Genomic DNA, 24,361 nt, shown 5'->3' on the forward strand with positions numbered 1-24,361 from the left:
CGGATGACCCTGATCCCCGAAGCCGCACCGGCGTGGGCCCCGCGCCCGCACGCCGTACCCGGTGCGGGCCGTACCGGGTACGGGCCCCGGCGCGGGTCCTCCGCCCGCGCCGGCGGCGGCCTGTCGGTCCCGTTGCCTACAGTGTCTCCTCATGGAGGCATCCGTCGAGCAGTTGGTGTACGTCCGCGAGGACGAGTACACCGTCGCCCGGATGAGCGCTGACGACGGCCCGGGTTTCGTCGCCTCGGGCCGCGCCCTGGCCGGGGTGCAGCCCGGAGAGACGCTCCGGCTCGCCGGGCGGTGGGACGAGCACCCCCGGCACGGCAGGCGCTTCGTGGTCGACGGCTGCGAGCGGATCGTGCCGTCCACCGTCCGGGCCATCCGCCTCTACCTCGGCTCGGGCCTGATCCGCGGCATCGGCCCGAGGCTGGCCCACGCCATCGTCGACCACTTCGGCGAGGAGACGCTGAAGATCATCGACGCCGAGCCGGAACGGCTCCGCGAGGTCATCAACATCGGCCCGACCCGGCAGGGCCAGATCACCGAGGCGTGGCGCGAGCAGAAGGCGATCGCCGCGCTCATGGTCGTCCTGCAGGGCTTCGGGATCAGCCCGCTGCTGGCCGCCAAGGTCTACCAGGCGTTCGGCTCCGACTCCGCCGCCATCCTGTCCGCCGACCCCTACCAGCTCATCGGCCAGGTCAGGGGAGTCGCGTTCGCCACCGCCGACAAGATCGCCCTGCAGTCGGGGGTGCCGGAGTGCAGCCCGCAGCGGGTCAGGGCGGCGATCCTCGACCGGCTGGAGGCGGCCGCGGCCGGCGGCGGGCACTGCTACCTGTCGCTGACCGCCCTGGTCACCCAGACGATGGAGCTGGTCGGCCAGGACGAGGAGGTCATCCGGCGGATGGTCGACGCCCTGGTGGCCGACCGCCGGGTGGTGGTCGAGGCGGCCCTCGACGGCACCGGCCGGACCGTCGCCTACCTCGCCTACCTCCACGACCGCGAGCTGCGGCTGACCACCCACCTGACACGGCTCTGGCAGGCGCCCTCGGAGCTCCCCCTGCGCGCCTTCCACGAGGACCCCGCGCTGCACGAGGACCAGCGGATCGCGGTGAACATGGCGCTGACCAGCACCGTGTCGATCATCACCGGCGGCCCCGGCTGCGGCAAGAGCCACACCGTCAGGACCATCGCCCGGGTGGTGCGCGCCGCGGGCGGCTCGGTGACCCTCACCGCGCCGACCGGCAAGGCCGCCAAGCGGTTGTCGGAGCTGGTCGGCGTGCCCGCGATGACCGTGCACCGGATGCTGGCCCACCGGCCCGACGAGGAGGAGGGCACGCTGTTCCAGGAGACGCCCGCGCGGGCCGACCTGATCGTGGTCGACGAGGCGTCCATGCTGGACCTGCACCTGGCCACCCGCCTGGCCGCGGCCATCCCCTCGGGCAGCCACCTGCTGCTGGTCGGCGACAGCGACCAGCTCCCCAGCATCGGCCCCGGCAGCGTGCTGGCCGACCTGCTGCGCGTCGAGGAGATCCCGCGGGTCCGGCTGACGCACGTCTTCCGCCAGGCCGAGGGCAGCGGGATCATCGAGGCCGCCCACCGGATCCGGGCCGGCGAGGTCCCGGCGGTCCCCGGCGGCGGGGGCTTCTGGTTCGAGGAGCTCGACGACCCCGAGCGGGTCGCCGAGCGGGTGGTCCACCTGGCGACGGTGGCGATCCCCCGCAAACAGCAGGTGGACCCGGGCGAGGTGCAGGTGCTGTGCCCGATGCGCAGGGGTCCCACCGGCACCGTCGAGCTGGGCCGGATGATCCAGGAGCGGCTCAACCCCGCCCGCGACGACGCGGCCGAGCACTGGGCGGGCTCCACGGTCTTCCGCGTCGGCGACCGCGTCATGCCGATCCGCAACAACTACGACAAGGGCGTCTTCAACGGCGAGACCGGCACGGTCACCGCGGTCGTCCCGGAGAGCCGGGTCGTCGAGATCCGCACCGACGACGGCCAGGTCGTCGAGTACGGCTTCGACGAGCTCGACGAGCTGACCCACGCCTACGCCGTCAGCGTGCACCGCTCACAGGGCAGCGAGTACCCGTTCGTGGTGGCGCCGATCGTCGCCGAGGCCGGCGGCGTCATGCTGCGCCGCCGGCTGCTCTACACCCTGGTCACCCGGGCGAAGGCGTGGGTGGTCCTGGTCGGCCGGCGCGAGGCCCTGGAGACGGCGGTCCACCGGCTCGGCGGGCGCCGCAACACCGGCCTCGCCCGCCGCCTCGCCCTGGCGCTCCAGGGCTGAACGCCCCGGCGCGTCCCGCGCGGGTTCCGAGCCGCACAGGTTCCGGGCCGCACGGATTCCGGGCCGCGCGGGTTCCGGGCCGCGCGGGGTTCGAAGCGGCCCGTGCCCGCCGTACGGCGTCGCCGGGTTTCCGGTACCGTGCTCACCTCGTCCCGAAGGCCGGAACGAGTTGGCCCGGACGGGGGCGGCCGGGTTAACCTTGATCCGGAAAGGCCGAGAGGCGCTGCAACGGGCCCAAGACCCGCCACGCTCGGTCCCCTACCTGTTCGACAAGGGCGCCTCCGACAAACGGAGGTGAGCCGAATGAACACGTCTTCCGCCCGCACGACCATCCGCGACACCGCCCCCGCGCCGGACGGCGCGCCGCAGGAGACCGCGACCCGGGCGGCCGGCCGGACCCGCGCGCTGCGGGAACTGCTGGACCGGCGGATCGCGGTGCTCGACGGGGCGTGGGGCACGATGCTGCAGGGCGCCGGGCTCACCCCGGCCGACTACCGCGGCGAGATCCTGGGCGACCACCCGCTCGACGTGACCGGCGACCCCGACCTGCTGAACCTCACCCGCCCCGACCTCATCCTCGACGTCCACCGCCGCTACCTCGCCGCGGGCGCGGACATCACCACGACCAACACCTTCACCGCGACGAGCATCGGCCAGGCCGACTACGGCCTGCAGTCACTGGTGCGGGAGATGAACCTGCGGGGCGCGCAGATCGCCCGCCAGGCCGCCGACGAGGCCGGCGGCCGGTTCGTGGCCGGCTCGGTCGGCCCGCTGAACGTCACGCTCTCGCTGTCGCCGCGCGTGGAGGACCCGGCCTACCGGGCGGTCACGTTCGACGAGGTGTACGCCGCCTACGCCGAGCAGATCGGCGCGCTGGCCGAGGGCGGCGTCGACCTGCTGCTGATCGAGACGATCTTCGACACGCTCAACGCCAAGGCGGCGGTCGCCGCGGCCCGCGACGTCGCCCCGCACCTGCCGCTGTGGATCTCGGTGACGATCGTGGACCTGAGCGGGCGCACGCTGTCGGGCCAGACCGTGGAGGCGTTCTGGACCTCGGTCGCGCACGCCTCCCCCCTGGTCGTGGGGGTGAACTGCTCGCTGGGCGCCGAGGAGATGCGCCCGCACGTCGCCGAGCTGTCGCGCCTGGCCGGCACCTACGTGGCCTGCCACCCCAACGCGGGGCTGCCGAACGCCTTCGGCGGCTACGACCAGACACCCGAGGAGACCGCCGGGCTGCTCGGCGAGTTCGCCGCGGCCGGGACGGTGAACGTCGTGGGCGGCTGCTGCGGGACCACGCCCGGCCACATCGAGCGGATCGCCGGCGCGGTGTCCGGGCTCGAACCGCGCCGGGTCCCGGCGCCGCCCGAGCGGACCCGCCTCAGCGGGCTGGAGCCGTTCGAGATCGGCGCCGACACCGGTTTCGTGATGATCGGCGAGCGCACCAACGTCACCGGCTCGGCCCGGTTCCGCCGCCTCATCGAGGCGGGCGACCACCAGGCCGCCGTGGACGTCGCGCTGGAGCAGGTGCGCGGCGGCGCCAACCTCCTCGACGTCAACATGGACGCCGACCTGCTCGACAGCGAGCGGGCCATGACGACGTTCCTGAACCTGATCGCGACCGAGCCGGAGGTCGCCCGCGTCCCGATCATGATCGACAGCTCGCGGTGGAGCGTGCTGGAGGCCGGGCTCAGGTGCGTGCAGGGCAAGGGCATGGTCAACTCGATCAGCCTCAAGGAGGGCGAGGAGCCGTTCCTGGCGCAGGCGCGGCACATCCGCGACCACGGCGCCGGAGTGGTGGTCATGGCCTTCGACGAGCGGGGGCAGGCCGACACCGTCGAGCGCAAGGTGGAGATCTGCGCCCGCGCCTACGACCTGCTGACGCAGAAGGCGGGCTTCCCCGCCGAGGACATCGTGTTCGACCCGAACGTGCTGGCGGTCGCCACCGGCATCTCCGAGCACAACGGCTACGCCAAGGCGTTCATCGAGGCGCTGCCGCTCATCAAGGAGCGCTGCCCCGGGGTGCGGACCAGCGGCGGCATCTCCAACCTGTCGTTCTCCTTCCGCGGCAACGACGTCGTGCGGGAGGCGATGCACTCGGCGTTCCTCTTCCACGCCGTGCGCGCCGGGCTGGACATGGGCATCGTCAACGCCGGCCAGCTCGCCGTCTACCAGGACATCCCCGCCGAGCTGCTGGAACTCGTCGAGGACGTCATCTTCGACCGGCGTCCCGACGCCACCGACCGGCTGGTCGCGTTCGCCGAGACGGTCAGCGGGAGCGGCACCCGCCGTACGGTGGACCTGTCCTGGCGCGACGCGCCGGTGGAGAAGCGCCTGGCGCACGCGCTCGTGCACGGCGTGGCCGACTTCGTCGAGGAGGACACCGAGGAGGCGCGGCGGCAGGCGGCGCGGCCCCTCGACGTGATCGAGGGCCCGCTCATGGACGGCATGAAGATCGTGGGCGACCTGTTCGGCTCGGGCAAGATGTTCCTGCCGCAGGTGGTCAAGAGCGCGCGGGTGATGAAGCGCTCGGTCGCCTACCTGGAACCGTTCATGGAGGCGGAGAAGGAGCGGGCGCGGCTCGCGGCGGCCGGAGCGGACGACGCGAACGACACAGGCGGCGCGGACGGGACCGCGGCGGGCGGTGCGGAGGGCACGGCGGGTGACGCGGCCGGCGCCGTGACCGGCGACGCGGCGGACCGCGCGGCCGACACGGACCGCGCGAACGGCGCCCGGCGGGGCGGCGGCAAGGTGGTGCTCGCGACCGTCAAGGGCGACGTGCACGACATCGGCAAGAACATCGTGGGCGTCGTCCTGGGCTGCAACAATTACGAGGTCGTCGACCTCGGCGTGATGGTGCCCGCCTCGCGCATCCTCGACACCGCGGTCGCCGAGGGCGCCGACGCCGTCGGCCTGTCGGGGCTGATCACCCCGTCGCTGGACGAGATGGTCTCGGTCGCCGCCGAGATGGAGCGCCGCGGGATGAGGCTGCCGCTGCTGATCGGCGGCGCCACGACCTCGCGCCAGCACACCGCGGTCCGCATCGCCCCCGCCTACGGCGGCCCGGTGGTCCACGTGCTCGACGCCTCCCGGGTCGTCGGCGTGGTCTCCGACCTGCTGGACCCGGGCCGCGCCGAGGAACTGGACACGGCCAACCGCGCCGAGCAGGAGCGGCTGCGCGAGCAGCACGCCTCCCGGGAGCGCAGCCCGATGCTGACGCTGGCGCGGGCCCGCGCCAACCCCGAGCGGGTCTCCTTCGACGACCTGCCCGTGCCCGCCTTCACCGGCGTCCGCGTCGTCGAGCCCGGTCTGACCGAGCTCCGCGAGATGATCGACTGGCAGTTCTTCTTCCTGGCCTGGGAGCTGAAGGGCAAGTATCCGGCGATCCTCGACCAGCCGGTGGCCCGCGAGCTGTTCGACGAGGCCAACGCGCTGCTCGACGAGATCGTCGCCGCGGGCACGCTGCGGGCGCGGGGTGTCTACGGCTTCTGGCCGGCCCGTTCCGAGGGCGACGACCTCGTGGTGGACGCCGGTGACGCCGCGGGCGGTGCCGTACGGCTGCCGATGCTGCGTCAGCAGACCGCCAAGCCCGAGGGGCGGCCCAACCGGTGCCTCGCCGACTACGTGGCCCCGGCCGGCGACCACCTCGGCGGCTTCGCGGTGACCGTGCACGGCGCCGAGGAGCTCGCCGCCGGGTTCGAGGCCGGCAACGACGACTACCGGTCGATCATGGTCAAGGCCCTCGCCGACCGGCTCGCCGAGGCGTTCGCCGAGTGGATCCACCTGCGGGCGCGGCGCGAGTGGTACGAGCCGGACGCCGCCCCGTCGCTCACCGACCTGCACGCCGAGCGCTTCCGGGGCATCCGCCCCGCGTTCGGCTACCCGGCGAGCCCCGACCACAGCCAGAAGCGTGACCTGTTCGACCTGCTGGGCGCCCGGCGGATCGGCATGGACCTGACGGAGTCCTTCGCGATGACCCCGGCCGCCAGCGTCAGCGGGCTGATGTTCGCCCACCCGGCGTCGCGGTACTTCACCGTCGGAAGGCTCGGCCGGGACCAGATCGAGGACTACGCGCTGCGGCGCGGCCTGCCGGTCGCCGAGATCGAACGCTGGCTGCGCCCCAACCTCGCCTACGGCGACTGACCTCCCGGTCCCCCTCCGCCGCCGTTTCCCGGGCGATCCTCCCCCGGGCGGCGGCGGCGTCCGGGCCGGCCGCGGACCGGTCAGCTCCGGCCGAGCATCTCGGCGGTGAGGACGTCGCCGCCCAGGCCCCAGCCGCCGTCGGGGACCTCCTCCAGGAGGACCAGGGTGGTGGCCCTGGCCCGCTCCCCGTAGACGCCGGCGAAGGCGTCGGTGACGGCGTCGATGAGCTTCTTCTTGGATTCAGGGGTCAGGGTGCCGGCGGGCACCTTGAGGTTGGCGAAGGGCATGTCGTCTTCCTTTCGTGTCGTGGATCCGGAGTGGGGCGGCGGACGCCGGGAGGCGCTCGTCAGACGATTCCGCCGTTCGCGCGGACGACCTGCCCGTTGACCCAGTGCCCCGCCCGGCTCGCCAGGAAGGCGACGACCTCGGCGATGTCCTCGGGGGTGCCGAGCCGCTCCAGAGGGGGCTGCTTGGCGAGCCGTTCGATCGTGGCCTCGTCCTTGCCGTCGAGGAACAGGTCGGTGGCGGTCGGGCCGGGCGCGACCGCGTTGACCGTGATGTCCCGCCCGCGCAGCTCGCGGGCGAGCACGAGCGTCATCGCCTCGACGGCGCCCTTGCTGGCGACGTACGCCCCGTAGTTCGGCAACTGCAGCCCGACCACGGAGGTGGAGAAGGTGACGATCGCACCCCCGTCGCGCACGCGACGCGCGGCCTCTCGCGCCATGACGAACGTGCCGCGGATGTTGGTGCGGTGCAGGGCGTCCAGGTCGTCGAGATCGAGGTCGGCGATCGGGGACAGCGACAGCCGCCCCGCCGCGTTGACGACCACGTCGACCCCGCCGAAGGCCTCCTGCGCCGCGTCGAACATCGCCGCGACCGCGGCCTCGTCCGCCACGTCCGCCCGTGCCGGGATCGCCCGGCCGCCGGCCGCCGTGATCTCCTGTACGGCCTCCGCCGCGGCCGAGGCCGACCCCTGGTATCCCACCACGACCGCGTGACCCTGCGCCGCGAGCGTCCTCGCGACCGCCCGGCCTATGCCACGGGAGCCGCCGCTGACGACGGCCACACGCTGATCACTCATGACAACCCCCTGCTCGTATCAACGATACGCATCGGACATATCGGTGCTATGCCATGAAGATAACACAATTTCGTATCACCGATAGCATCGGGCGGTATCATCGTTTACATGACGGGAACGGACTCGCTTCGCGCGGCGATGATCGAGGCTGCGGAGCATCAGCTGGCGGCCTCCTCGGACCACGAGATCGCCACACGCGCGGTCTGCGAGGCGGTCGGTGTGAGCCAGCCCGTGCTCTACCGGTTGTTCGGCGACAAGCGCGGGCTCCTCGACGCCGTCGCCGACCACGGGTACGAGCGGTACGCCGCGCTCAAGGCCGCCCAGGAACGGACGGACGACCCGGTGGCCGACCTGCTCGCCGGCTGGGACGGCCACATGGCGTTCGCGAAGGAGAACCCGGCGCTGTACCAGCTGATGTTCACTCCCCGGCCGTGGTCCCGCTCGACGGCTCGCGATCGCGTGTTCGACCTGCTGGTGGCCGCGCTCGTACGGTGCGCGGCGGCGGGCGCGCTGAGGGTCGAGCCGCGGACAGCCGCCCGGCTGATCCTGTCGGCGAACGTCGGAATCGCCCTCGACCACATCGCCGAACCGGCCCTGTTCGACGACCCCGGGCCGTCCCACCGCATGCGAGACGTCGTGTTCTCGTACGTGCTCACCGAGACGGGCGTCCGGAACGACGCCGACCCGCTGCGCACCGCCGCGCTGAGCCTCCACGCGCAGCTTCTTCTCACCGGCGCCGAGGCCCTCGAACCGGCCGAGACGGCCCTCCTGCTGCGATGGCTCGAACGCGTCGCCCACTCCGGCCGGGCATGACGGCCACGCGGGCACGCGCGTCGGCCACGCCCGCGCCTCCACCGTCCGCCGCGCCGCCGTCCTCCTCCGGAAACCCGGGGATGACGACGGGAACCGTGCTCCCCGGTTGATCGTTCCAGCGGGTGGTTCACCATTCAGGACGTCACAGGGAGAGGAATCCGTGATCTTCAAACGCATGTTGGGGGCCCTGGGGGTCGGGGGTCCGTCGGTGGACACGATCCTGGCCACTCCGCGCGTACGGCCGGGCGGGCCGCTGCGCGGCGAGGTGCGGATCAAGGGCGGTGACTTCGACACCGACATCCAGTACGTCGCCCTGGGACTGGTCACCCGGGTGGAGTCGGAGTACGGCGAGGGCGAGCACGTCGGCCTGATGGAGTTCCTGCGCGCCGAGGTCTCCGGGTCGTTCCGGCTGCGCGCCGGCGAGGACCGCGTCATCCCCTTCGAGCTTCCCGTCCCGTGGGAGGCGCCGGTCACCGAGATCCACGGTCAGCGCCTGCACGGCATGGCGATGGGCGTGCGCACCGAGGTGGCGGTCGCCGGCGCGGTGGACAAGGGCGACATGGACCCGGTCGAGATCGAGCCGCTGCCCTCCCAGGAGGCGGTCCTGCGCGCCTTCGCCCAGCTCGGCTTCCAGTTCAAGAGCGCCGACCTGGAGCAGGGCCACATCTACGGCGCCGACCAGCGGCTACCGTTCTACCAGGAGATCGAGTTCTACCCGCCGCCCGCCTACTCGGGCCTGGTCAACGAGGTGGAGCTCACCTTCGTCTCCGGCCCCGGCGGCATGGACGTCGTCCTGGAGGCCGACCGGCGCGGCGGCTTCCACGGCTCGGGTGACGACTCCTACGGCCGCTGGCGCGTCGGCCACGACGAGGCCCTGCACCGCGACTGGGCCGCCGAGATCAACGGCTGGCTGGCCGCCCTGTCCCAGCACGGTCACGGTGGTGCCCACGGACACGGCGGGCACCACGACCCGTACGCCCACGGCGGCGCCCACGGACACGCCGGGCACGGGTACGGCGGGCACCACGACCCGTACGCCCACGGCGGGCACCACGACCACCACGGTCACCGCAGCGGGCCCGGCTTCGGGGCCGTCGCCGCCGCGGGCGCGGCCGGGCTGGTCGGCGGCTTCGTGGCGGCCGAGATCGTCGACGAGATCGGCGACGCCTTCGAGGGGGACGACGACGACAGCGACTTCGGCGGCGGCGACTGGGGCGACGACTGACCCGAGCCCCGGCCCCGGACGCCCGGGGCCGGGGCCGGTCCGGCGCCGTCGGTCCGCCCGCTCATCCGTTCCGTGCGCTTCGGCCGTCCAGCCGGTCACGCCAGGGGTGGGCGCCGTGCTCGACCGCCAGCGCCTCGCCCAGCCAGCGCCGCTGCGCGCCGGTCAGCGCGGGCAGCGCCTCGGCGAAGTCCGTCTCGTCCTTGGCCCGCCGCCCCCTGGCCTTGTAGAGCAGCTGAACCTCCAGAGCCAGCCGGCGGAAACCGTCGCCGGCGACGGTGAGAGAGTCCAGCGGGCGACGGATGCGCGCGTCGCGGCGGTAGACCCATTCGTCTCCGTCGGACTCGTCCAGCATCAGCTGGAAGCGCCACGGCCCCCCGGCGTGTTCGCGCACCCACACGTCGTGCGCCCTGGCCGGCAGGGTCTCCCCCACCGGCCAGGGACGCAGGGTGCCCGGCGGGTCGGCGACGTGACAGTCCCAGCCGGCCAGCATGCGGCGCGTCGCGTGCTGGTCACGGCGCAGCAGGCCGATGTCGACGTCGGCGTGCTGCCGCCAGGACCGGCCGACGGCCAGCTCCACGGCGTACCCTCCACCGACCCACCAGGGCGCGGCCAGCTCCCGGAACAGCCGGACGACCTCCATCAGGGGCGCCGGCTCCCATGAGTCCTCGACGTGTGCCATCCGGCCATCCTTCCCGATCATCCCGGAGCGGTGAAGGCGGTCACGGGGCCACCGGCCGCGGGGGTCATGCGGACGGCGAGGTGACCCCGCGCCATCTGCGGGTGTCCCGATGCCAGCCATGACATGGAACATGGCACCCCCATGACTACAGCGGGCCGCCACCTGCCGATCGGCTGGCCGGCGAGGCGTCGAGAATCGATTCTTCTACAGAACCAGCCGGGGAAGCGGAACCGGGGCCGGGACCGGTGGAAGCGGTCCCGGCCCCGGATGACGGCCGGGGCCGGGGCTCGGATCCACCGAGACGGCCCGGCCCCGGCCCGGGATGACGGCCACGGGACGCGGCCCGCCCCAGTCCGGCGGGCGGCGTCCCGGCCGTCCGGTGACGGCGCCACCGGAGACCTTCGAGGGGGAGACCTCCCCTCCGGAGCGCCGTACCGGGTCAGGGGTGGGCGACGAACCGCCCGAACCGGCCCCGGTGGTACAGCAGCGGCAGGCCCCGGTCACCCACGCTCACCTCGGCGATCAGGCCGACGACGAGGATGTGGTCGCCCACGTCGACCGTCTGGTGGGGCAGGCAGACCAGGTGGGCGGAGACATCCTGCAGCAGCGGCGCCCCGAGCGGCCCGGGACGCCATCGGGTGGGTTCGGCGAAGCGGTCGACGCCCTTGCTGGCGAACCGGGCCGCCAGGCCCGCCTGGTCACTGGTGAGGATGTTGACCGCGAAGTGGTCCGCGGCCCGCAGCCGGGGCCAGGTGGTCGAGTCCCGGTCCACGCAGAAGGAGACCAGCGGCGGCTCCAGGCTGACCGAGGAGAACGAGGTCGCGGTCAGCCCGGCCGGGACGCCCCCGCTCTGCGCGGTGATCACGACGACGCCCGCGGCGTGTACGGCGAGGGCCCGCCGGAACGTGTCGTGGTCCACGGACCTGTTCCACAGGGTCTCCGTCATGTCCCCGCTCCCTCCCTGAGCCGGATCCCCGTCCTCTCCCCGAGCGCCGCCGCCACCTGGGGGGCGACCCGGCCGGTCCAGCGCGCGAGGACCTCCCCGAGGTCCGGCAGCTCCCGCTCCAGGAGCGCCAGCCCCGGGGTGGGGACGTGCGCGCCGAGTTCGACCAGGAGGGGCCGCAGGTGCACCTCGACGGCGAGGGCGTGCCGGGGGTCACCCATGACCAGCACCGGCAGCGCCGCGACCCCGGTCAGCGCGGCCGGGGGCAGCCGGTCGAGGAACGCCTTGAGCAGGCCGGTGTAGGTCCCCTTGTAGGTGGGGCTGGCCACCACGAGCACGTCCGCGCCCGTGACGAGCTCCAGCGCCACCTCCACGCCCGCGGACGGGCCGGGCGCGAGCAGCTGCGGCCCGAGCGCCGACAGGTCCACGACCTCGTGGGAGCCGTCGTGCCCGATCCGCTCCCCGATCGCCTCGGCGGCCGCGACCGCCGCGATCCGCGTCCTGGACCCTCCGCGGGGGTTGCCGACCAGCGTCACGACGGAGGTCACGAGGCCACCACCGCGTCCGCCGAGCCCACCGTGTCCGCCGCGTCGGGCCGTTCGCCGGCCGGGGGCCGCGCGCGGCGGGAGGCCGGCCGGGGCAGGTCGTAGTTGTCGCGCAGCGTGCGGCCCTCGTACTCCCGCCGGAACAGGCCCCTGATCTGCAGTTCCGGCACGACGTGGTCGACGAAGTCCTCCAGGCCGCCCGGCAGGACCGGCGGCATGACGTTGAAGCCGTCGGCGGCGCCGTTCTCGAACCAGAGCTGGATCTCGTCGGCGATCCGCTCGGGGGTCCCGGCCAGGACCCGGTGCCCCCGGCCGCCCGCGAGGCGGCCGAGGAGCTGCCGCACGGTCAGGTTCTCCCGGCGGGCGAGGTCGATGACGAGCCTGCGGCGGCTCTGCGCCCCCTCCGTCTCGGCGGAGACGTCCGGCAGGGGACGGTCCAGCGCGTCCTCGGTCAGCTCGATGCCCACCAGATGGGACAGCTGGGCCAGGCCGTACGCGGGGATGATGAGGTCCTGCAGCTCCTGCTCCAGCCGGCGCGCCTCCCGCTCGGTGGAGCCGATGACCGGGGAGATGCCGGGGAGGACCAGCAGGTCGCCCGGATGCCTGCCGTACCGGGCGAGGCGGCCCTTGAGGTCGGTGTAGAACGCCTGGGCGTCGGCGAGCGTCTGCTGGGCGGTGAAGACCGCCTCGGCGTACCGGGCCGCGAAGTCCTTGCCGTCCTCGGAGGAGCCGGCCTGCACCAGCAGCGGGTGGCCCTGCGGCGGACGGGAGGTGTTGAGCGGGCCGCGGACCCGGAAGTGGGGGCCGTCGTGGTCGAGCGGGTGGATCCGGCCGGCGTCGGCGTAGACGCCCCCGAGGCGGTCGCCGACGACGGCGTCGTCCTCCCAGCTGTCCCACAGCCCGGTGACGACGTCGAGGAACTCGGCGGCCCGGGCGTAGCGGTCGGCGTGGGCGGGGCGTTCGATCCCGAAGTTGCGCGCCTCGGCCTCGCCCGCGGAGGTGACGATGTTCCAGCCGGCCCGGCCGCCGCTGATGTGGTCCAGCGAGGCGAACTTGCGGGCCACGTGGAACGGCTCGTTGTAGGTGGTGGACACCGTCGCGATCAGGCCGACGTGGTCGGTGACCGCGGCCAGCGCTGCCAGCAGCGTCAGCGGCTCCAGGCCGCCCAGCGCGTTGTGCCGGACGTCGCCCTGCAGGGCGAGGCTGTCGGCGAGGAAGACCGAGTCGAGCCGGCCCCGCTCGGCGATCCTGGCGAGCTGCTGGTAGTGCCGGACGTCGGTGAGGCGGGCGGGTTCGGTGCGCGGGTGGCGCCAGGCCGCCTCGTGGTGGCCGACGCCCATGAGGAAGGCGTTGAGGTGGAGCGTCCGGGTGGGCATCAGGTGGTCCTCCAGGTGGAAAAACGCCGCTCCACGGCGAGCAGGAGCAGGTTGAACAGCAGGCCGAGGGCGGAGATGGTGATGATCCCGGCGTACATGTCGGGGATGCGGAAGCTGAACTGGGCGTCCTGGACGAGGTAGCCGAGGCCGGCCTTGGCCCCGACCATCTCGGCGAACAGCAGGACGAGGATCGAGGAGGCGCCCGCCAGCCGGATGCCGGTGAAGATGGTGGGGACGGCCGCAGGGAGGATGACCTTCCGGAAGAGGCTGAGCGGGCCGAGCCCCAGGGAGCGGGCCGACTTGACCAGCAGCGGTTCCACGGCTCTGACCCCGCTGACGGTGTTGAGCAGGACGGGCCAGGAGCAGGCGTAGAACACGAAGACGATCTTCGACGGCTCCCCCAGGCCGAGTATCAGGATGAACACCGGCAGCAGGGCCACCGCCGAGGTGTTGCGGAAGATCTCCAGGACCGGGCTGAGGAAGTCGGCGACCGGCCGGTACCAGCCGATGGCCAGCCCGAGCGGTACGGCCAGCACGACGGCCAGGCCGAACCCGGTGAGGGAGCGGACCAGCGACGCCTGGAAGTGCTCCAGCAGTTGCCCGCCGAGCAGCAGGTCGTACCAGGCGCGCAGCACCTCCGACAGCGGCGGCACGAAGACCGGGTCCACCGCCCCGGTACGGGGCAGCACCTCCCAGGTCGCGGCGAGCAGCACCACGGCCGGTGCCCGCCGCGCGAGCCGGCCGAGCCGGACGCGGCGGCCGAACCGGGCCAGGCCGGCGAGCCGGGCGGGCCGCGAGGTCTCCGAGGTCTCCGAGGTCTTCAGGGTCTCCAGGGTCTCCGGGCTCTTCAGGACCCCCGGGCTCTCCGGGTTCTCCGGAGCGGCGGGTGACACCGGGGCCGGGGTGGCGGACGGAGCCGGGGCCGGGGTCTGGGCCGGGGTGGCGGGCGACGCCGGGGCCGGGGCGTCGCCCCGTGCGGATCCGGTCGCGGGTACGGCGAGGATGTCAGTCAACGGTCCGCTCCTGTTCCCGGCTGGCGGCGACCTCGTTGCGCAGCAGGCTCCAGACGTGGTGGCGGTACTCGCCGAACACCGGGTCGGCGCGCAGGTCGCCCTCGCGCGAGTCGAACCGGACGTCGACGATCTCCTTGATCCGGCCGGGGCGGGAGGTCATGACCGCGACCCGCTGCCCCAGGTAGACGGCCTCGTCGATGCCGTGGGTGATGAACACGACCGTCTTGTTCGTCTTCTCCCACACCCGCAGCAGCTCCTCCTGCAGCGACTCCCGGGTCTGGGCGTCCAGGGCGGCGAACGGCTCGTCCATCAGCAGCACGTCGGGGTCGAAGGCGAGGCTGCGGGCGATCGCGACGCGCTGGCGCATGCCGCCCGACAGCTCGTGCGGGTAGCGGTGCTCGAACCCGGCCAGCCCGACCAGGTCCAGGTAGTGCCGGGCCCGCTCGCGCCGTTCCCGCCTCGGGAGGGCCTTGGCCTCCAGCCCGAACTCGATGTTTGCCAGGGCCGTACGCCACGGGAGCAGCGCGTACTGCTGGAAGACGATGCCCCGGTCGAGGCCGGGACCGTCGACGGCTCGGCCGTCGATGAGGATCTCGCCACTGGTCGGCGTGGTGAGCCCGGCGATCAGGTCGAGCAGGGTGGACTTGCCGCAGCCGCTCGGGCCGACGAGGGTGAGGAACTCCCCCTCGCGGACGTCCAGGTCCACCCCGGCGACCGCGGTGAACGGCCGGTCCGAGCCGCGGGTGCGGAAGACCTTGCCGACGTCCCGGATGCCGATCTTCGCCTGCGAGGGGGCGGCCGGTGTCCGGACCGAGGAGGGAGCGGGCGTAGCGATTGGGTGGCGAGGGGAGGCGTCGGCTCGAAAGCCCCCGAGCCGCGACGCGTGGCGTCGCAGTGAGCCGAGCCGCGCGGCGGCGCCGTTCACGAGGGTCTCTCCCGCGGTGTCCCCGCCGGTGGCGTGCGTGCTCACGAGGTCCTCCCGTTCGCGAAGGGGTTGAACTCGTTGGTGTAGACGTCGGACGCCCTGACCTGACCGGGCCTGATCTCGCCCTCGCGTCCCAGCCAGTCGATCCAGGTCTGGAAGTCCCTGTCGGAGATCGTCCCGCCCTGGGTGGCCACGCCGCTGCTCTTCCAGAAGCCGACCGTCGAGGGGTCCTCGTTACGGCCCCGCCGGGCGATGATCTCCCGGTACTTGGCGATCACCTCCTGGCGGGAGTGGGTGCGCGTCCACTCGACGGCCCTGGCGAACGCCTCCACGAACTTCCGGGTGGTGCCGGGGTTCTGCCGGATGAACCGCTCGGTCAGCACGACGCTGCCCGCGGTGAAGGAGCCGAACAGGTCGATGTCCTTGAACAGGGGGCGGATGCCGCCGCGTTCCAGGGCCTTGTCCCGCAGGATGCCGGACAGCGCGGCCACGTCGATCTGACCCTGGCGCAGCGCCTGCTCGGTGTTGACCGGCGGCACGACGACCAGCTCGACCTTGTCGATCTCCTGCGGGGTCAGGCCGCCGCGCTTGAGGTACTCCTTGAGCACGGCCTCCAGGTGGGCGCCCAGGGTGTTGACCCCGATCCTCCTGCCGATCAGGTCGCGGGGGCCCCTGATCGGCGAGTCGCCGGTGACGTAGTAGCCGACGTAGCTGTCGGTGTCGCTGCCGTAGTAGCCGATCACGGCCCTGATCGGGGCCTTGGCGGCCTTGAGCTTGACGATCGCGCCGTTGAACGCGCCGCCGAAGTCGGTCTGCCCGGTGGCCGCGGCCTGGATGTCCTGCGGGCCGGAGATGGTGTTGCCGATCCACTTCAGCTTGATCGGCCCGAGGTAGCCGAGCGCCTCGGCCAGTTCGGGGAAGGTGACGGCGCCGACGCTGCCCTGGTAGCGCAGCTCGGTCACCTCCGGCGCGCCGGACTGGGAGGAGCCGGAGGCGGAGGCGGAGCCGCAGCCGGCGAGGGCGGCGACGAGGAGGAGGGACAGAAGGGCGTGTCCGGTTCTGATCACGGAGGTGGTTCCTCGTGGAGGGGCGCGCTCGCGCGGCGCCGGGCCGCGGGCGGGGCGCGCCGGGGGAAGACGATGAGGGGGAGGGCGCGTGGGCGTCGTCGGCCACGCGGGGACGCGAGGGTTCGGATGCGGCGGCAGGCCGGCCGTGCGCCCTCGTGGAGTGCGGTTGGACGCCGGTGATCCGTGATCAACGACACTGCGCGCTGGCGACGTGGCAGAAGTCCACGTGCGAGCGGCGCGTCAGGTGAAGCCCCAGGCTCATGTCCTCGAACCTACGATCCCCCGCCGGATAAGTCAACTTTTCCTACTAGAATTACATGAAATTAGGCGGGCCCTGTCCGGGGTGACGCGCCCGCCCCACTGGGAGTCCCCCGACCACCGCGGCCGTTCCGGGCCCGGAGACGTGACGGCCGCCCGGCCGGTGCCGCGACCACCCCCGACCCCTGACCCCTGACCACTGACCCCTGACCGTCCGCCGTGGGGCGGGCGGCCGCCCCTCAGCCGCCGCCGTGGCCGCCGTCGCGGCGCAGCACCGCGGCCGGCGCGGGGATGGCCGGGAACGGGTTGTCGGGCAGCAGGATGAGCCGCCGGGTTCCGCCCTGCAGCGCGGCGTCCAGGTGCAGCAGCGCGGCGCCGATGCCCGCCGCGCCCACCATGTAGCCGGTGTCGGCCGACACCTCGCCCGGCCGCAGCCGCCGGTACGCCTGGTACCAGCGCAGGCCCAGCCCGTCGTGGCCGTCCGCGCGGCCGATCAGGTCGTCGGCGAGCTCGCGGGCGAACTCCAGGTACGGCTCCCGCCCGGTCTCGGACCACAGCCCGACGAACAGCTCCAGCAGACCGGCGGTGCCGCAGCACTGGCAGGCCGAGTTCCAGAACCCGGCCGTGCGCCGGTACGGCACGCCGCTGCGCATGACGCCGCGCGCCAGCCGCTCCACCCACATCAGGTCGGACGCCTCGCCCGTCACCCGGTACAGCTCGTGGAACATCCTCGCCACGCCGGCCGAGCCGGAGCAGAACCCGAGGTAGTGCAGGCCGCGGCCCTCCGGCAGATGGTGCGGGACGACCGCGCACTCGCCGCTGACGACGCCGACCGCGCGGACGAAGTCCGCCCCCCGCCGCGCCGCCTCCAGGAACCGCACGTCGCCGGTGACGCCGTACAGCCGGGCGAGCAGGAAGGCGGTGCCGGCCGTACCGGACAGGAAGCCCGGGGTGACCGCGTCGGCGGGCAGGCCGGGGCAGTCGCCGAAGAGGTGGCCGGGCACCGGCTGCCCGGCGATGCGCTCGCCCGCCTCGACGGCCAGCTCCTCCAGGGAGGGCGCCCCGAGGACGGCGGCGGCGTGCAGCAGGCCCAGCACCACCCCGCCGTCGCCCCGCTGGGCGGGCTCGCGCGACCAGCCGACGCCGCCGCGCACGGGACGCGCGGCGCGGACGATCCGGCCGGCGGCGGCCAGGGCCGCCTCCCCGAACTCCTCGTCGCCGAGCACCCAGCCGGCCTGTGTCAGCGCGAACACCGTGCCGGCCAGGCCGTGGTAGAGGGAGACGTCCCGCTGCTCCGGCCAGGTGGCGGCGAGGTGGCGGGCCCCGGCACGGGCGTCCTCCAGGTACGCCTCGTGGCCGGTGGCGGCGGCGAGCTCCAGGAAGAACAGCACGATGCCGGCCGCCCCGGCGTAGAGCGAGCCGGGCTCCGGGGAGAGCGCCGACCTGCCGCGGGCGTCGGGGTTGGCCCGCCAGTGCCGCCCCCGTTCGTCGTCGACGGCCGCCGAACGGATCCAGCGGCCGGCCATGATGGCGGCGGTCAGGGGCGTCTCGGCGCGGGCGCTCGATGAGCGCGTCGGATCCAGGCCCATGTTTAAACTATCCCACAAAATTGGTAGGGAACACCGGTATTCATCACGGCGTACCGAGAGGACGACGATGCCCCTGCCCGACTTCCTGATCGCCGGCGCTCCCAAGGCGGGGACCACCGCCCTGCACGCCGCGCTTCAGCGCCATCCGGAGCTCTACCTGTCCCCGGTCAAGGAACCGAAGTTCTTCCTCACCGACGGCCCGCCGCCGGCGCGCGGCGGGCCCGGCGACGTCCAGACCTACCGCGAGCACGTCTGGCGGCGGGAGGACTACGAGGCGCTGTTCGCCGCCGCCCCGCCGGGGACCCGTCGCGGCGAGGCCACCCCCTTCTACCTCTACGACCGCGCCGCGCACCGGCGCATCCGCGACGCCGTACCGCACGTCCGGTTCGTCGTCGTGCTGCGCGACCCGCCCGCGAGGGGGCACCGGTGTCTGGACTGAGGAACGCAGCCGCGAAGCGGCGGAGAGACGAGGGAAGACACCGGATCAAGAGCCCCCGAGCCGCGACGCGCAGCGTCGCCATGGGATCGAGCGGGCGCATTCCAACTGGACCCACCTGTGGTCGGCGGGCCTGGAGCCGATCGGCGACGTGGTCCGCGCGTGCGCCGAGGAGGACCGGCGGGTCGCGGCCGGCTGGGCCCACTTCTGGCACTACGTGCGGCTCGGCCGGTACGGCGAGCAGCTCGCGCACCTGTTCACGCTGTTCCCCCGCGAGCAGGTGCTGGCCTTCCGCTACCGGGACCTGGTGGACCGGCCCGCGGCGACGCTGGACCGCATCTGCGCCTTCTTCGGCGTACGGCAGGGCCTGCTCACCGAGGCGCCCCGGGAGAACGTGACCGCCCATCCCGACGCGGGCCGCAGGCACGTCCTGCTGTCGGCCGCCGCGCGGGCCGGGGCGCTGGCCGGGCGCTTCCTGCCCGGCAGGCTGGGCACGGCGCTGGCCGAGCCGATCGAGGGCCTGCTCCAGCGGCGGGGCGACCCGCGGCGCCCGCTCACCTGGGAGCAGCGGCAGCGGCTCATCCCGTACTTCGCCGACGACGTCGAGCTGCTCCAGCGGGTCACCGGTGAGGACTTCGGCGACTGGCTCAGGCCCCGGGACCGCTCCGGCGGCCTGGTCGGCGGGCGTCCTCCCGGCCAGCGCCAGGCCAGGAACGGCCGCGTCCCCCCGGCGGATCCCCGGCGGGTGCCCGGCTGATCCGGGGACCGGCCCGCGCCGGGGCCTCGAACGGACGCGGCGGGCCGGCCACTCCCTCGGCCGGCCCGCCCGTCCCGTGCGCCGGGGCGCGACCCGATGCGCCCCGGCGCGGCTCCATGAACGCGGCTCCGCGCCCGGCGTGGTCCCGTGCGCTCAGCGCAGCTCCGTGCGCAGCTCGTGCGCGCCGTCGGCGCGGGTGTACTCGTAGTACAGCCGCGTGCCGCCCCCGGGCAGGTCGACGATGTCGAGGTAGCGCAGGCCGCCGCCCCGGTACGGCGAGACCGCGGCCGGACGGTCGCCCACGGCGGCCAGCGCGGCCGGGTCCCACCCCTCCGCGACGCCGGTCCGCTCCTCGTAGTTCTCGGCCGCGCTCGCCCGGCCGTCGTAGAAGGCCAGCACCCGGCCGGCCGCGAAGCGGACCGCGGAGACCCGGACGCCCCGGCCGTCCCAGGTTCCCGGGCGGCCGCTCAGCGCCGTGCCCTGCCAGGTCCATTCGAGGCCGTCGGCGCTGGTCGCGTACTTGGTGACCATCCGGTCGGCCTCCTCGGGGTCCTCCAGCGGGTGGCAGGAGGCCCACAGGTGCCACACCCCGTCCCGCCACAGGATCACCGGGTCCTTGACCCCGGTCTTGGGGTCGCCGGGCAGGACGGTCGTGCGTCGGTGGGGGTCGAAGCCCGCCGGGTCGTCGGCCTCCAGCACCTCCACCCGCCAGTGCTTGGTGCCGTACGTGGCGCAGCTCAGGTACAGCCGCCAGCGTCCCTCGGGGGTGCGCACCAGGGCCGGCCGCTCCAGGGACTCGGTGTCCATCTCCTCCTGGGTGATCGCCAGGATGTTCTCGAAACGCTCTCCGTCGGCGGAGCGCGCCACGACGACCGCGTAACCGCGCCCCTCCCCCACCGGCCTGCGCAGCCGGTAGGCCAGGTGGATCAGGCCGCCGCCCGCCACCGCGCTGGGCGCGCCGGCCCAGTGCCCCTCCCGCGGGAGCGGCGGCGCGACCGCGACGGCCGAACGTCCGGGGTCGGGCAGCAGTCCCGTGAGGCGGGCGACGTTCTCTTCGATCGACATGGGCACGACGTTAGGCCGCGGCCGGGAAGCAGTCATGGAGGTCCGCCCTTTCTTGGGAGACGCCATGCTATTCCATGGATTTCCTATTGACTTGATAGGAAATACGGTTCAGGGTCGGAGCATGCCCACCACCCGTCGGCGTCGGGCCGGAGTTCCGGGTGGCGTCGCCGCGCGCGGCGGGCCGGCGGCCGGTCGGCGTGTTCGCCGCCGCGACGGCGGTCAACATCCTCGTCGCCCTCGGGTTCGCCGTCCTGCCGTTCGGCGGCTTCACCGTGACCGGGTGACCGGCCACTTCACCGTGACCGGGCGACCGGCCGTCCTCAGTGCCCTTCGGCCGGCCGCGGGCCGAAGGCGTGGCGGAGGGTGTACTCGGCGGTGGCGAAATCACCGCCCTGGAGCGGGTCGGCGGCGAAGTGTTCCGCCGCCCCGGGGATCCGGTCGGCGTACGCCTCGGCGTCGTCGAGGGGGTGGTAGCCGAGCCCGTCGTCGAGCTCCCAGTACCGGCGGGTGTTGGCCGACACCGCGTACGCGGCGGTGAAGGTGACATCGGGCCGGGTCAGCGCGGCCCAGACGAACCCGGCGCAGTCGCGCGGGCTCAGCCAGGTGGCGAGGTGCCGCGGCTCGCTCGGCTCGGGTTCGAGGCTGCCGATGCGCAGGCACACCACCTGCAGGCCGAACTTGTCGGCGTACAGCCGGCCCAGCGCCTCCACGGCGACCTTGCTGACGCCGTACAGCCCGTCGGGGCGGGGCGGCGCCGACGCCGAGACCGGCTGCGCGGCCGGGTAGCAGCCGGTCAGCCGGTTGCTGCTCGCCAGCACCACGCGCCCGACCCCCGTACGGCGCGCCGCCTCCAGCACGTGGTGGGTGCCCAGGACGTTGCCGTCCAGGAGGTCGGCGAGCGGCGCCTCGTCCGGCACCCCGGCCAGGTGCACGACCGCGTCCGCGCCCTCGATGACCGAGGCCGCGTCCTCGATACCGTCCAGGTGGGCCCGGCGGACCTCCTCGTCCGGCCCCTGGGCGGTCAGCGGCTCGCGGTCGACCGAGACCAGCCGGCGCAGCCGGCGCCGCAGCGGCTCGCGCAGCACGGACCCGACCCGTCCGGCGGCGCCGGTGAGCACGACTCTCTCCACTGTCATGGTCCGGGAGTATGGCAGCGGCCACCGACATTTCCGATCACGCGCTCCGCCGCGGCGGTCGTTCCGTCCCATCGCGGCCCTGAGAGCTTCTGACACGACAAAGGCCACTGCGTCAGAAGCTCTCAGGGCGAGCGGTTGACAAGCGGCGAAGGTGGCGCGACCAGGACGCCCGCCGCGATTCGGCGCCCCGGTGATGCGCTCCGCCGCGGGTGACCTGGTGCGTCACCGTCTCAGCGCGGCGCGATGAGCCCCCGCCGGCAGGCGCGGACGAGGCGGCGCGGGACCGGCGACTCCTGCCCGTTCACGGTGATCGGGACGAGGTCGGGCACGGCCGCCTTCCACCGGCTGCGGCGATGCCGGGTGTTGCTGCGCGAGGTTCTGCGCTCGGGTACGGCCACGGCTACCGGCTCGCCTTCGTGACGCCTGGCAGCTCGCCCCGATGGGCCATCTCGCGGAAGCGGATGCGAGACAACCCGAACCTGGTCAGATGGCCGCGCGGGCGGCCGTCGACGGAGTCGCGGTTGCGGACGCGGGTGGCGCTGGCGTCGCGGGGCTGCCGGCCCAGCTCCCGTACAGCCGAGGCCCGTTCCTCCGGCGTGCCGGTGCGTACGAGCTCCTTCGACCGCGCACGGCGCTCGGCGTAGCGGGCCACGACGGCCTTGCGCCGCTCGTTGGCCGCGATCTTGCTCTTCTTGGCCATCAGATCCTCTCTTTTCGGGCGCGGATCAGTGCTACGGCCTTCTCGATGCCGATCCGGTCGATGGTCTTGATCGCCCGCGTGCTGAGCGCCAGCTGGACGAAGCGGCCCTCGCTCGGCACCCAGTAGCGACGGTTCTGGATGTTGGGGTTCCACCTCCGGCGGGTGCGCCGGTGAGAGTGGGAGACGTTGTTGCCGAAGACCGGCGTGATGCCGGTGAGCCGGCAGCGGGCCGACATCAGCTCCTCCCGTAGCGCTGGTTGAACCGCTCGACGCGGCCGGCGGCGTCCAGGACGCGGTTGCGACCGGTGTAGAAGGGGTGGCTCGCGCAGGAGACGTCGACGTCGACCACCGGGTAGGTGTTTCCGTCGGCCCACTGGACGGTCTTGTCGCTGGTGATCGTGGAGCGGGTGAGGAACGCGAAGTCCGCGCCTGGGTCGCGGAACACGACGGGGTGATAGTCGGGGTGGATGCTCTTCTTCATCGCTCCTCCCGGAACTCCACGTGGCGGCGGATGGTCGGGTCGTACTTGCGAAGCGTGAGCCGGCCCGGGTCGTTGCGCCGGTTCTTCGTGGTCACGTACGTGTAGCCGGTCCCCGCGGTCGAGCGGAGCTTGATGACCGGCCGGAGGTCGTTTCTGGACAAATCCAATCCTTTCTGGTCGCCAGGCTGTGCCATGATAGCGACAATGATTTTCATTTCTGCAACTGGAGGATCCGTGTCCACCCCCGTCGTCCTCGTCGCGGGCCTGCACGCCTCGGTCCGCACGGCGACCGTCGACCGACTGCTGAACGAGCACCCCGGATCCGTCGCGGTCCACCACGATCTGGCCGCGGTCACCGCCGATCGCGTCCGCCGGGTCGTCCGTGACGCGGTGAAGACGCTCGACGTGACCGAGGTGCGGCTCGCACATGGCTGCATCGCCTGCACCGTCCGCGAGGACCTCCTCCCCCAGCTCGTACGGCTGGCGGGCGCGGCTTCGCTGCTGATCGTCGACCTGTGGGACTCGGTCGAACCACGCTCCGTGGCCGAGGCGATCGACTGTGACGAGGCCGCGGGCATCTTGCGGCTGACCTCTGTGCTCACCGCGCTGGACGCCGAACGCATGCCCGTCGACATCACCCTCGGCGACCGGCTGTCCAAGGTCGGCAGGCAGGCGGCCAGAGGCGACCGGCGCTACCTGGCCGAGGTCCTCGCCCGGCAGATCGAGTACGCCACGGGACTCGTGCTGCACGGCGGGGACGAGGAGGACGGCGACCTCTCGCGGATGGTGCTCGCCCACCTCGCCCCCGTGACGCCGGTGCATGAGATCACCGCGCTACCCCGCCCCGCCGGCACCGCGCTGTGCACCGCCGTCCTGGCCGAACGCGTCGATCCGGCCACCGCCCAGCTCCCGTGCGACGCCCAGGACGGGGAGATCACCACGGTGGTGTGGCACGCCGTGCGCCCGCTGCACCCCGCCCGGCTGTTCGACGCCGTGGACGAACTGGTCACCTCGTCGGTCCGCTCACGCGGCCGTTTCTGGCTGGCGACCCACCGCAACCGGCTGCTCGCCTGGGACGCGGTCGCAGGCGTCGCCTCGGTGGAGGACGCCGGCTTCTGGCTGGCCGCGCTGCCCGAGGCCGCCTGGGAGACGGTCTCCCCCGCTCGCCGCATGGCGGCGGCCCTGGACTGGCACCCGGTCAGCGGTGACCGCGTCCAGCACCTGGTTTTCACCGGCCCGGACCTCGACCGCGAGCACATCCACGAGCTGCTCGACTCGTGTCTGCTCACCTGTGACGAGGAGCAGGCCGGCCCCGCCGCCTGGGCCCGCTACGACGACCCGTTCGCCCCCATCCTCGATCTGAAGGAGACCGCGTGAAGCCCCGCCGTACCCCGCGCAAGAAGGGCAACCCGCTGCACGGCGTCGGTCACATCGACTACAAGGACACCGACCTGCTGCGCACGTTCATCTCCGACCGCGGCAAGATCCGCAGCCGCCGTGTCACGGGCGTCACCATCCGGCAGCAACGGCGGCTGGCCCGAGCGATCAAGAACGCCCGCGAGATGGCACTGCTCCCCTACGCGGCCCCGGGCCGCGGATGACCCGCCTTCCGGTGACCGTGCTGCCGGGGTTTCTCGGCGCGGGCAGGACGACGCTGCTCGGCTGGGTGGAGGAGCTCGACGGCGACCACGTCCCGGAGACCGCGCGATGCCGGCAATGAAATGGAAAGGCACCACCCTATGAACGACCACCTGAGCCGCCGCGGCTTCCTCGGCTTCACCGCCGGTTTGTCGGCCGCCGCGCTCACCGGGTGCGCGACACGGCCCGCCGCCTCGACCGGAGGCCCGG

The 24,361-nt window shown here is 73.4% G+C and carries 26 protein-coding genes; 9 read left to right on the forward strand and 17 right to left on the reverse strand.

Going from position 1 to position 24,361, the window contains the following annotated elements; genetic code table 11:
• Nucleotides 1–151 precede the first annotated feature (151 nt).
• Together recD2 and metH are read left to right on the forward strand one after the other, a co-directional pair.
• Nucleotides 152–2,284 (forward strand): SF1B family DNA helicase RecD2, encoded by a 2,133-nt coding sequence (recD2, locus tag IEZ10_RS26865; protein ID WP_189249310.1) that lies wholly within the window; start codon nt 152–154, stop codon nt 2,282–2,284.
• A gap of 303 nt (nt 2,285–2,587) precedes the next feature.
• Complete coding sequence (gene metH, locus IEZ10_RS26870) at nt 2,588–6,424, forward strand: methionine synthase (protein WP_189249311.1); 3,837 nt, start codon at nt 2,588–2,590, stop codon at nt 6,422–6,424.
• Nucleotides 6,425–6,504: 80 nt separating this feature from the next.
• Here the strand turns inward: metH and IEZ10_RS26875 are convergent, their stop codons facing one another.
• Both IEZ10_RS26875 and IEZ10_RS26880 read right to left on the reverse strand, forming a co-directional pair.
• Nucleotides 6,505–6,711 (reverse strand): 4-oxalocrotonate tautomerase family protein, encoded by a 207-nt coding sequence (locus IEZ10_RS26875; RefSeq protein WP_189249312.1) that lies wholly within the window; start codon nt 6,709–6,711, stop codon nt 6,505–6,507.
• Nucleotides 6,712–6,770: 59 nt separating this feature from the next.
• The gene (locus IEZ10_RS26880) at nt 6,771–7,505 is read right to left on the reverse strand and encodes an SDR family oxidoreductase (protein ID WP_189249313.1); all 735 of its coding nucleotides are present in this window, start codon (nt 7,503–7,505) and stop codon (nt 6,771–6,773) included.
• Between the two features lie 108 nt (nt 7,506–7,613).
• Between IEZ10_RS26880 and IEZ10_RS26885 the strand changes: the two genes are divergently transcribed.
• Nucleotides 7,614–8,318, forward strand: coding sequence for a TetR/AcrR family transcriptional regulator (locus IEZ10_RS26885; RefSeq protein ID WP_189249314.1), 705 nt, complete (start codon nt 7,614–7,616; stop codon nt 8,316–8,318).
• Between the two features lie 160 nt (nt 8,319–8,478).
• Nucleotides 8,479–9,543 carry a sporulation protein gene (locus tag IEZ10_RS26890; RefSeq protein WP_189249315.1) on the forward strand — a complete coding sequence of 355 codons (1,065 nt, stop codon included), beginning with the start codon at nt 8,479–8,481 and terminating at the stop codon, nt 9,541–9,543.
• A 61-nt stretch (nt 9,544–9,604) separates the two neighbouring features.
• On the opposite strand, the gene IEZ10_RS26895 is transcribed toward IEZ10_RS26890, so the two are convergent.
• The 8 genes from IEZ10_RS26895 to IEZ10_RS26930 all read right to left on the reverse strand — a co-directional run bounded on the left by IEZ10_RS26895 (nt 9,605) and on the right by IEZ10_RS26930 (nt 17,938).
• Nucleotides 9,605–10,222, reverse strand: a complete 618-nt coding sequence (locus tag IEZ10_RS26895) for a nucleotidyltransferase domain-containing protein (RefSeq protein ID WP_189249316.1) — start codon at nt 10,220–10,222, stop codon at nt 9,605–9,607.
• 439 nt (nt 10,223–10,661) lie between these two features.
• On the reverse strand, nt 10,662–11,168 hold the full coding sequence (locus IEZ10_RS26900) for a flavin reductase family protein (RefSeq protein ID WP_189249317.1): 507 nt from the start codon (nt 11,166–11,168) through the stop codon (nt 10,662–10,664).
• Complete coding sequence (locus IEZ10_RS26905) at nt 11,165–11,713, reverse strand: NADPH-dependent FMN reductase (protein ID WP_189249318.1); 549 nt, start codon at nt 11,711–11,713, stop codon at nt 11,165–11,167. The genes IEZ10_RS26900 and IEZ10_RS26905 overlap by 4 nt, the downstream gene beginning before the upstream one ends.
• Complete coding sequence (locus IEZ10_RS26910; protein ID WP_189249319.1) at nt 11,710–13,086, reverse strand: LLM class flavin-dependent oxidoreductase; 1,377 nt, start codon at nt 13,084–13,086, stop codon at nt 11,710–11,712. The genes IEZ10_RS26905 and IEZ10_RS26910 overlap by 4 nt, the downstream gene beginning before the upstream one ends.
• The gene (locus IEZ10_RS26915; protein ID WP_229811678.1) at nt 13,086–14,099 is read right to left on the reverse strand and encodes an ABC transporter permease; all 1,014 of its coding nucleotides are present in this window, start codon (nt 14,097–14,099) and stop codon (nt 13,086–13,088) included. Before IEZ10_RS26915 ends, IEZ10_RS26910 begins: the two co-directional genes overlap by 1 nt.
• The gene (locus IEZ10_RS26920; protein ID WP_189249476.1) at nt 14,092–14,877 is read right to left on the reverse strand and encodes an ABC transporter ATP-binding protein; all 786 of its coding nucleotides are present in this window, start codon (nt 14,875–14,877) and stop codon (nt 14,092–14,094) included. The genes IEZ10_RS26915 and IEZ10_RS26920 overlap by 8 nt, the downstream gene beginning before the upstream one ends.
• A 188-nt stretch (nt 14,878–15,065) precedes the next feature.
• On the reverse strand, nt 15,066–16,091 hold the full coding sequence (locus IEZ10_RS26925) for an ABC transporter substrate-binding protein (protein WP_189249320.1): 1,026 nt from the start codon (nt 16,089–16,091) through the stop codon (nt 15,066–15,068).
• A 497-nt stretch (nt 16,092–16,588) separates the two neighbouring features.
• Entirely contained in the window at nt 16,589–17,938 is a 1,350-nt protein-coding gene (locus tag IEZ10_RS26930) for a lanthionine synthetase LanC family protein (RefSeq protein WP_189249321.1), read from the reverse strand.
• A 67-nt stretch (nt 17,939–18,005) separates the two neighbouring features.
• Between IEZ10_RS26930 and IEZ10_RS26935 the strand changes: the two genes are divergently transcribed.
• Both IEZ10_RS26935 and IEZ10_RS26940 read left to right on the forward strand, forming a co-directional pair.
• A complete protein-coding gene (locus tag IEZ10_RS26935) occupies nt 18,006–18,377 on the forward strand; it encodes a sulfotransferase family protein (RefSeq protein ID WP_229811679.1) in 372 nt (123 codons plus the stop codon).
• An 85-nt stretch (nt 18,378–18,462) separates the two neighbouring features.
• Nucleotides 18,463–19,131: a sulfotransferase domain-containing protein gene (locus IEZ10_RS26940; RefSeq protein WP_268246380.1), complete on the forward strand. Its 669-nt coding sequence runs from the start codon at nt 18,463–18,465 to the stop codon at nt 19,129–19,131.
• A 153-nt stretch (nt 19,132–19,284) separates the two neighbouring features.
• Here the strand turns inward: IEZ10_RS26940 and IEZ10_RS26945 are convergent, their stop codons facing one another.
• Nucleotides 19,285–20,196 (reverse strand): glycoside hydrolase family protein, encoded by a 912-nt coding sequence (locus tag IEZ10_RS26945; RefSeq protein WP_189249322.1) that lies wholly within the window; start codon nt 20,194–20,196, stop codon nt 19,285–19,287.
• 158 nt (nt 20,197–20,354) lie between these two features.
• Here IEZ10_RS26945 and IEZ10_RS40060 point away from each other — a divergent pair, with 158 nt between their 5' ends.
• Nucleotides 20,355–20,480: a hypothetical protein gene (locus IEZ10_RS40060; RefSeq protein ID WP_268246376.1), complete on the forward strand. Its 126-nt coding sequence runs from the start codon at nt 20,355–20,357 to the stop codon at nt 20,478–20,480.
• A 36-nt stretch (nt 20,481–20,516) separates the two neighbouring features.
• On the opposite strand, the gene IEZ10_RS26950 is transcribed toward IEZ10_RS40060, so the two are convergent.
• The 6 genes from IEZ10_RS26950 to rpmG form a co-directional block, all read right to left on the reverse strand.
• Nucleotides 20,517–21,332 (reverse strand): NAD-dependent epimerase/dehydratase family protein, encoded by an 816-nt coding sequence (locus tag IEZ10_RS26950; RefSeq protein WP_189249323.1) that lies wholly within the window; start codon nt 21,330–21,332, stop codon nt 20,517–20,519.
• A gap of 230 nt (nt 21,333–21,562) precedes the next feature.
• Nucleotides 21,563–21,730 (reverse strand): 50S ribosomal protein L32, encoded by a 168-nt coding sequence (gene rpmF / locus IEZ10_RS26955; protein ID WP_189249324.1) that lies wholly within the window; start codon nt 21,728–21,730, stop codon nt 21,563–21,565.
• Between the two features lie 2 nt (nt 21,731–21,732).
• Nucleotides 21,733–22,032: a 30S ribosomal protein S14 gene (gene rpsN, locus IEZ10_RS26960; protein ID WP_189249325.1), complete on the reverse strand. Its 300-nt coding sequence runs from the start codon at nt 22,030–22,032 to the stop codon at nt 21,733–21,735.
• Entirely contained in the window at nt 22,032–22,268 is a 237-nt protein-coding gene (rpmB, locus tag IEZ10_RS26965) for a 50S ribosomal protein L28 (protein WP_189249326.1), read from the reverse strand. The genes rpsN and rpmB overlap by 1 nt, the downstream gene beginning before the upstream one ends.
• Nucleotides 22,268–22,513 (reverse strand): type B 50S ribosomal protein L31, encoded by a 246-nt coding sequence (locus IEZ10_RS26970; protein ID WP_189249327.1) that lies wholly within the window; start codon nt 22,511–22,513, stop codon nt 22,268–22,270. The genes rpmB and IEZ10_RS26970 overlap by 1 nt, the downstream gene beginning before the upstream one ends.
• Nucleotides 22,510–22,674 (reverse strand): 50S ribosomal protein L33, encoded by a 165-nt coding sequence (gene rpmG, locus IEZ10_RS26975; RefSeq protein ID WP_189249328.1) that lies wholly within the window; start codon nt 22,672–22,674, stop codon nt 22,510–22,512. The genes IEZ10_RS26970 and rpmG overlap by 4 nt, the downstream gene beginning before the upstream one ends.
• 73 nt (nt 22,675–22,747) lie before the next feature.
• Here rpmG and IEZ10_RS26980 point away from each other — a divergent pair, with 73 nt between their 5' ends.
• Together IEZ10_RS26980 and rpsR are read left to right on the forward strand one after the other, a co-directional pair.
• The gene (locus tag IEZ10_RS26980) at nt 22,748–23,890 is read left to right on the forward strand and encodes a CobW family GTP-binding protein (protein ID WP_229811680.1); all 1,143 of its coding nucleotides are present in this window, start codon (nt 22,748–22,750) and stop codon (nt 23,888–23,890) included.
• Nucleotides 23,887–24,114 carry a 30S ribosomal protein S18 gene (gene rpsR / locus IEZ10_RS26985; RefSeq protein WP_189249330.1) on the forward strand — a complete coding sequence of 76 codons (228 nt, stop codon included), beginning with the start codon at nt 23,887–23,889 and terminating at the stop codon, nt 24,112–24,114. The genes IEZ10_RS26980 and rpsR overlap by 4 nt, the downstream gene beginning before the upstream one ends.
• Nucleotides 24,115–24,361 lie beyond the last annotated feature (247 nt).

The organism is Streptosporangium pseudovulgare (assembly GCF_014648055.1).
GTDB lineage: Bacteria > Actinomycetota > Actinomycetes > Streptosporangiales > Streptosporangiaceae > Streptosporangium > Streptosporangium pseudovulgare.

What these genes read in the sequence shown, in the direction of transcription:
- IEZ10_RS26945 (WP_189249322.1), bottom strand. Translation starts at nt 20,196, where the DNA reads ATGTCGATCGAAGAGAACGTCGCCCGCCTCACGGGACTGCTGCCCGAC.
- IEZ10_RS26935 (WP_229811679.1), top strand. Translation starts at nt 18,006, where the DNA reads ATGCCCCTGCCCGACTTCCTGATCGCCGGCGCTCCCAAGGCGGGGACC.
- IEZ10_RS26970 (WP_189249327.1), bottom strand. Translation starts at nt 22,513, where the DNA reads ATGAAGAAGAGCATCCACCCCGACTATCACCCCGTCGTGTTCCGCGAC.
- IEZ10_RS26875 (WP_189249312.1), bottom strand. Translation starts at nt 6,711, where the DNA reads ATGCCCTTCGCCAACCTCAAGGTGCCCGCCGGCACCCTGACCCCTGAA.
- IEZ10_RS26900 (WP_189249317.1), bottom strand. Translation starts at nt 11,168, where the DNA reads ATGACGGAGACCCTGTGGAACAGGTCCGTGGACCACGACACGTTCCGG.
- IEZ10_RS26910 (WP_189249319.1), bottom strand. Translation starts at nt 13,086, where the DNA reads ATGCCCACCCGGACGCTCCACCTCAACGCCTTCCTCATGGGCGTCGGC.
- rpmB (WP_189249326.1), bottom strand. Translation starts at nt 22,268, where the DNA reads ATGTCGGCCCGCTGCCGGCTCACCGGCATCACGCCGGTCTTCGGCAAC.
- IEZ10_RS26930 (WP_189249321.1), bottom strand. Translation starts at nt 17,938, where the DNA reads ATGGGCCTGGATCCGACGCGCTCATCGAGCGCCCGCGCCGAGACGCCC.
- IEZ10_RS26895 (WP_189249316.1), bottom strand. Translation starts at nt 10,222, where the DNA reads ATGGCACACGTCGAGGACTCATGGGAGCCGGCGCCCCTGATGGAGGTC.
- metH (WP_189249311.1), top strand. Translation starts at nt 2,588, where the DNA reads ATGAACACGTCTTCCGCCCGCACGACCATCCGCGACACCGCCCCCGCG.
- recD2 (WP_189249310.1), top strand. Translation starts at nt 152, where the DNA reads ATGGAGGCATCCGTCGAGCAGTTGGTGTACGTCCGCGAGGACGAGTAC.
- IEZ10_RS26880 (WP_189249313.1), bottom strand. Translation starts at nt 7,505, where the DNA reads ATGAGTGATCAGCGTGTGGCCGTCGTCAGCGGCGGCTCCCGTGGCATA.
- rpsN (WP_189249325.1), bottom strand. Translation starts at nt 22,032, where the DNA reads ATGGCCAAGAAGAGCAAGATCGCGGCCAACGAGCGGCGCAAGGCCGTC.
- IEZ10_RS26885 (WP_189249314.1), top strand. Translation starts at nt 7,614, where the DNA reads ATGACGGGAACGGACTCGCTTCGCGCGGCGATGATCGAGGCTGCGGAG.
- IEZ10_RS26950 (WP_189249323.1), bottom strand. Translation starts at nt 21,332, where the DNA reads ATGACAGTGGAGAGAGTCGTGCTCACCGGCGCCGCCGGACGGGTCGGG.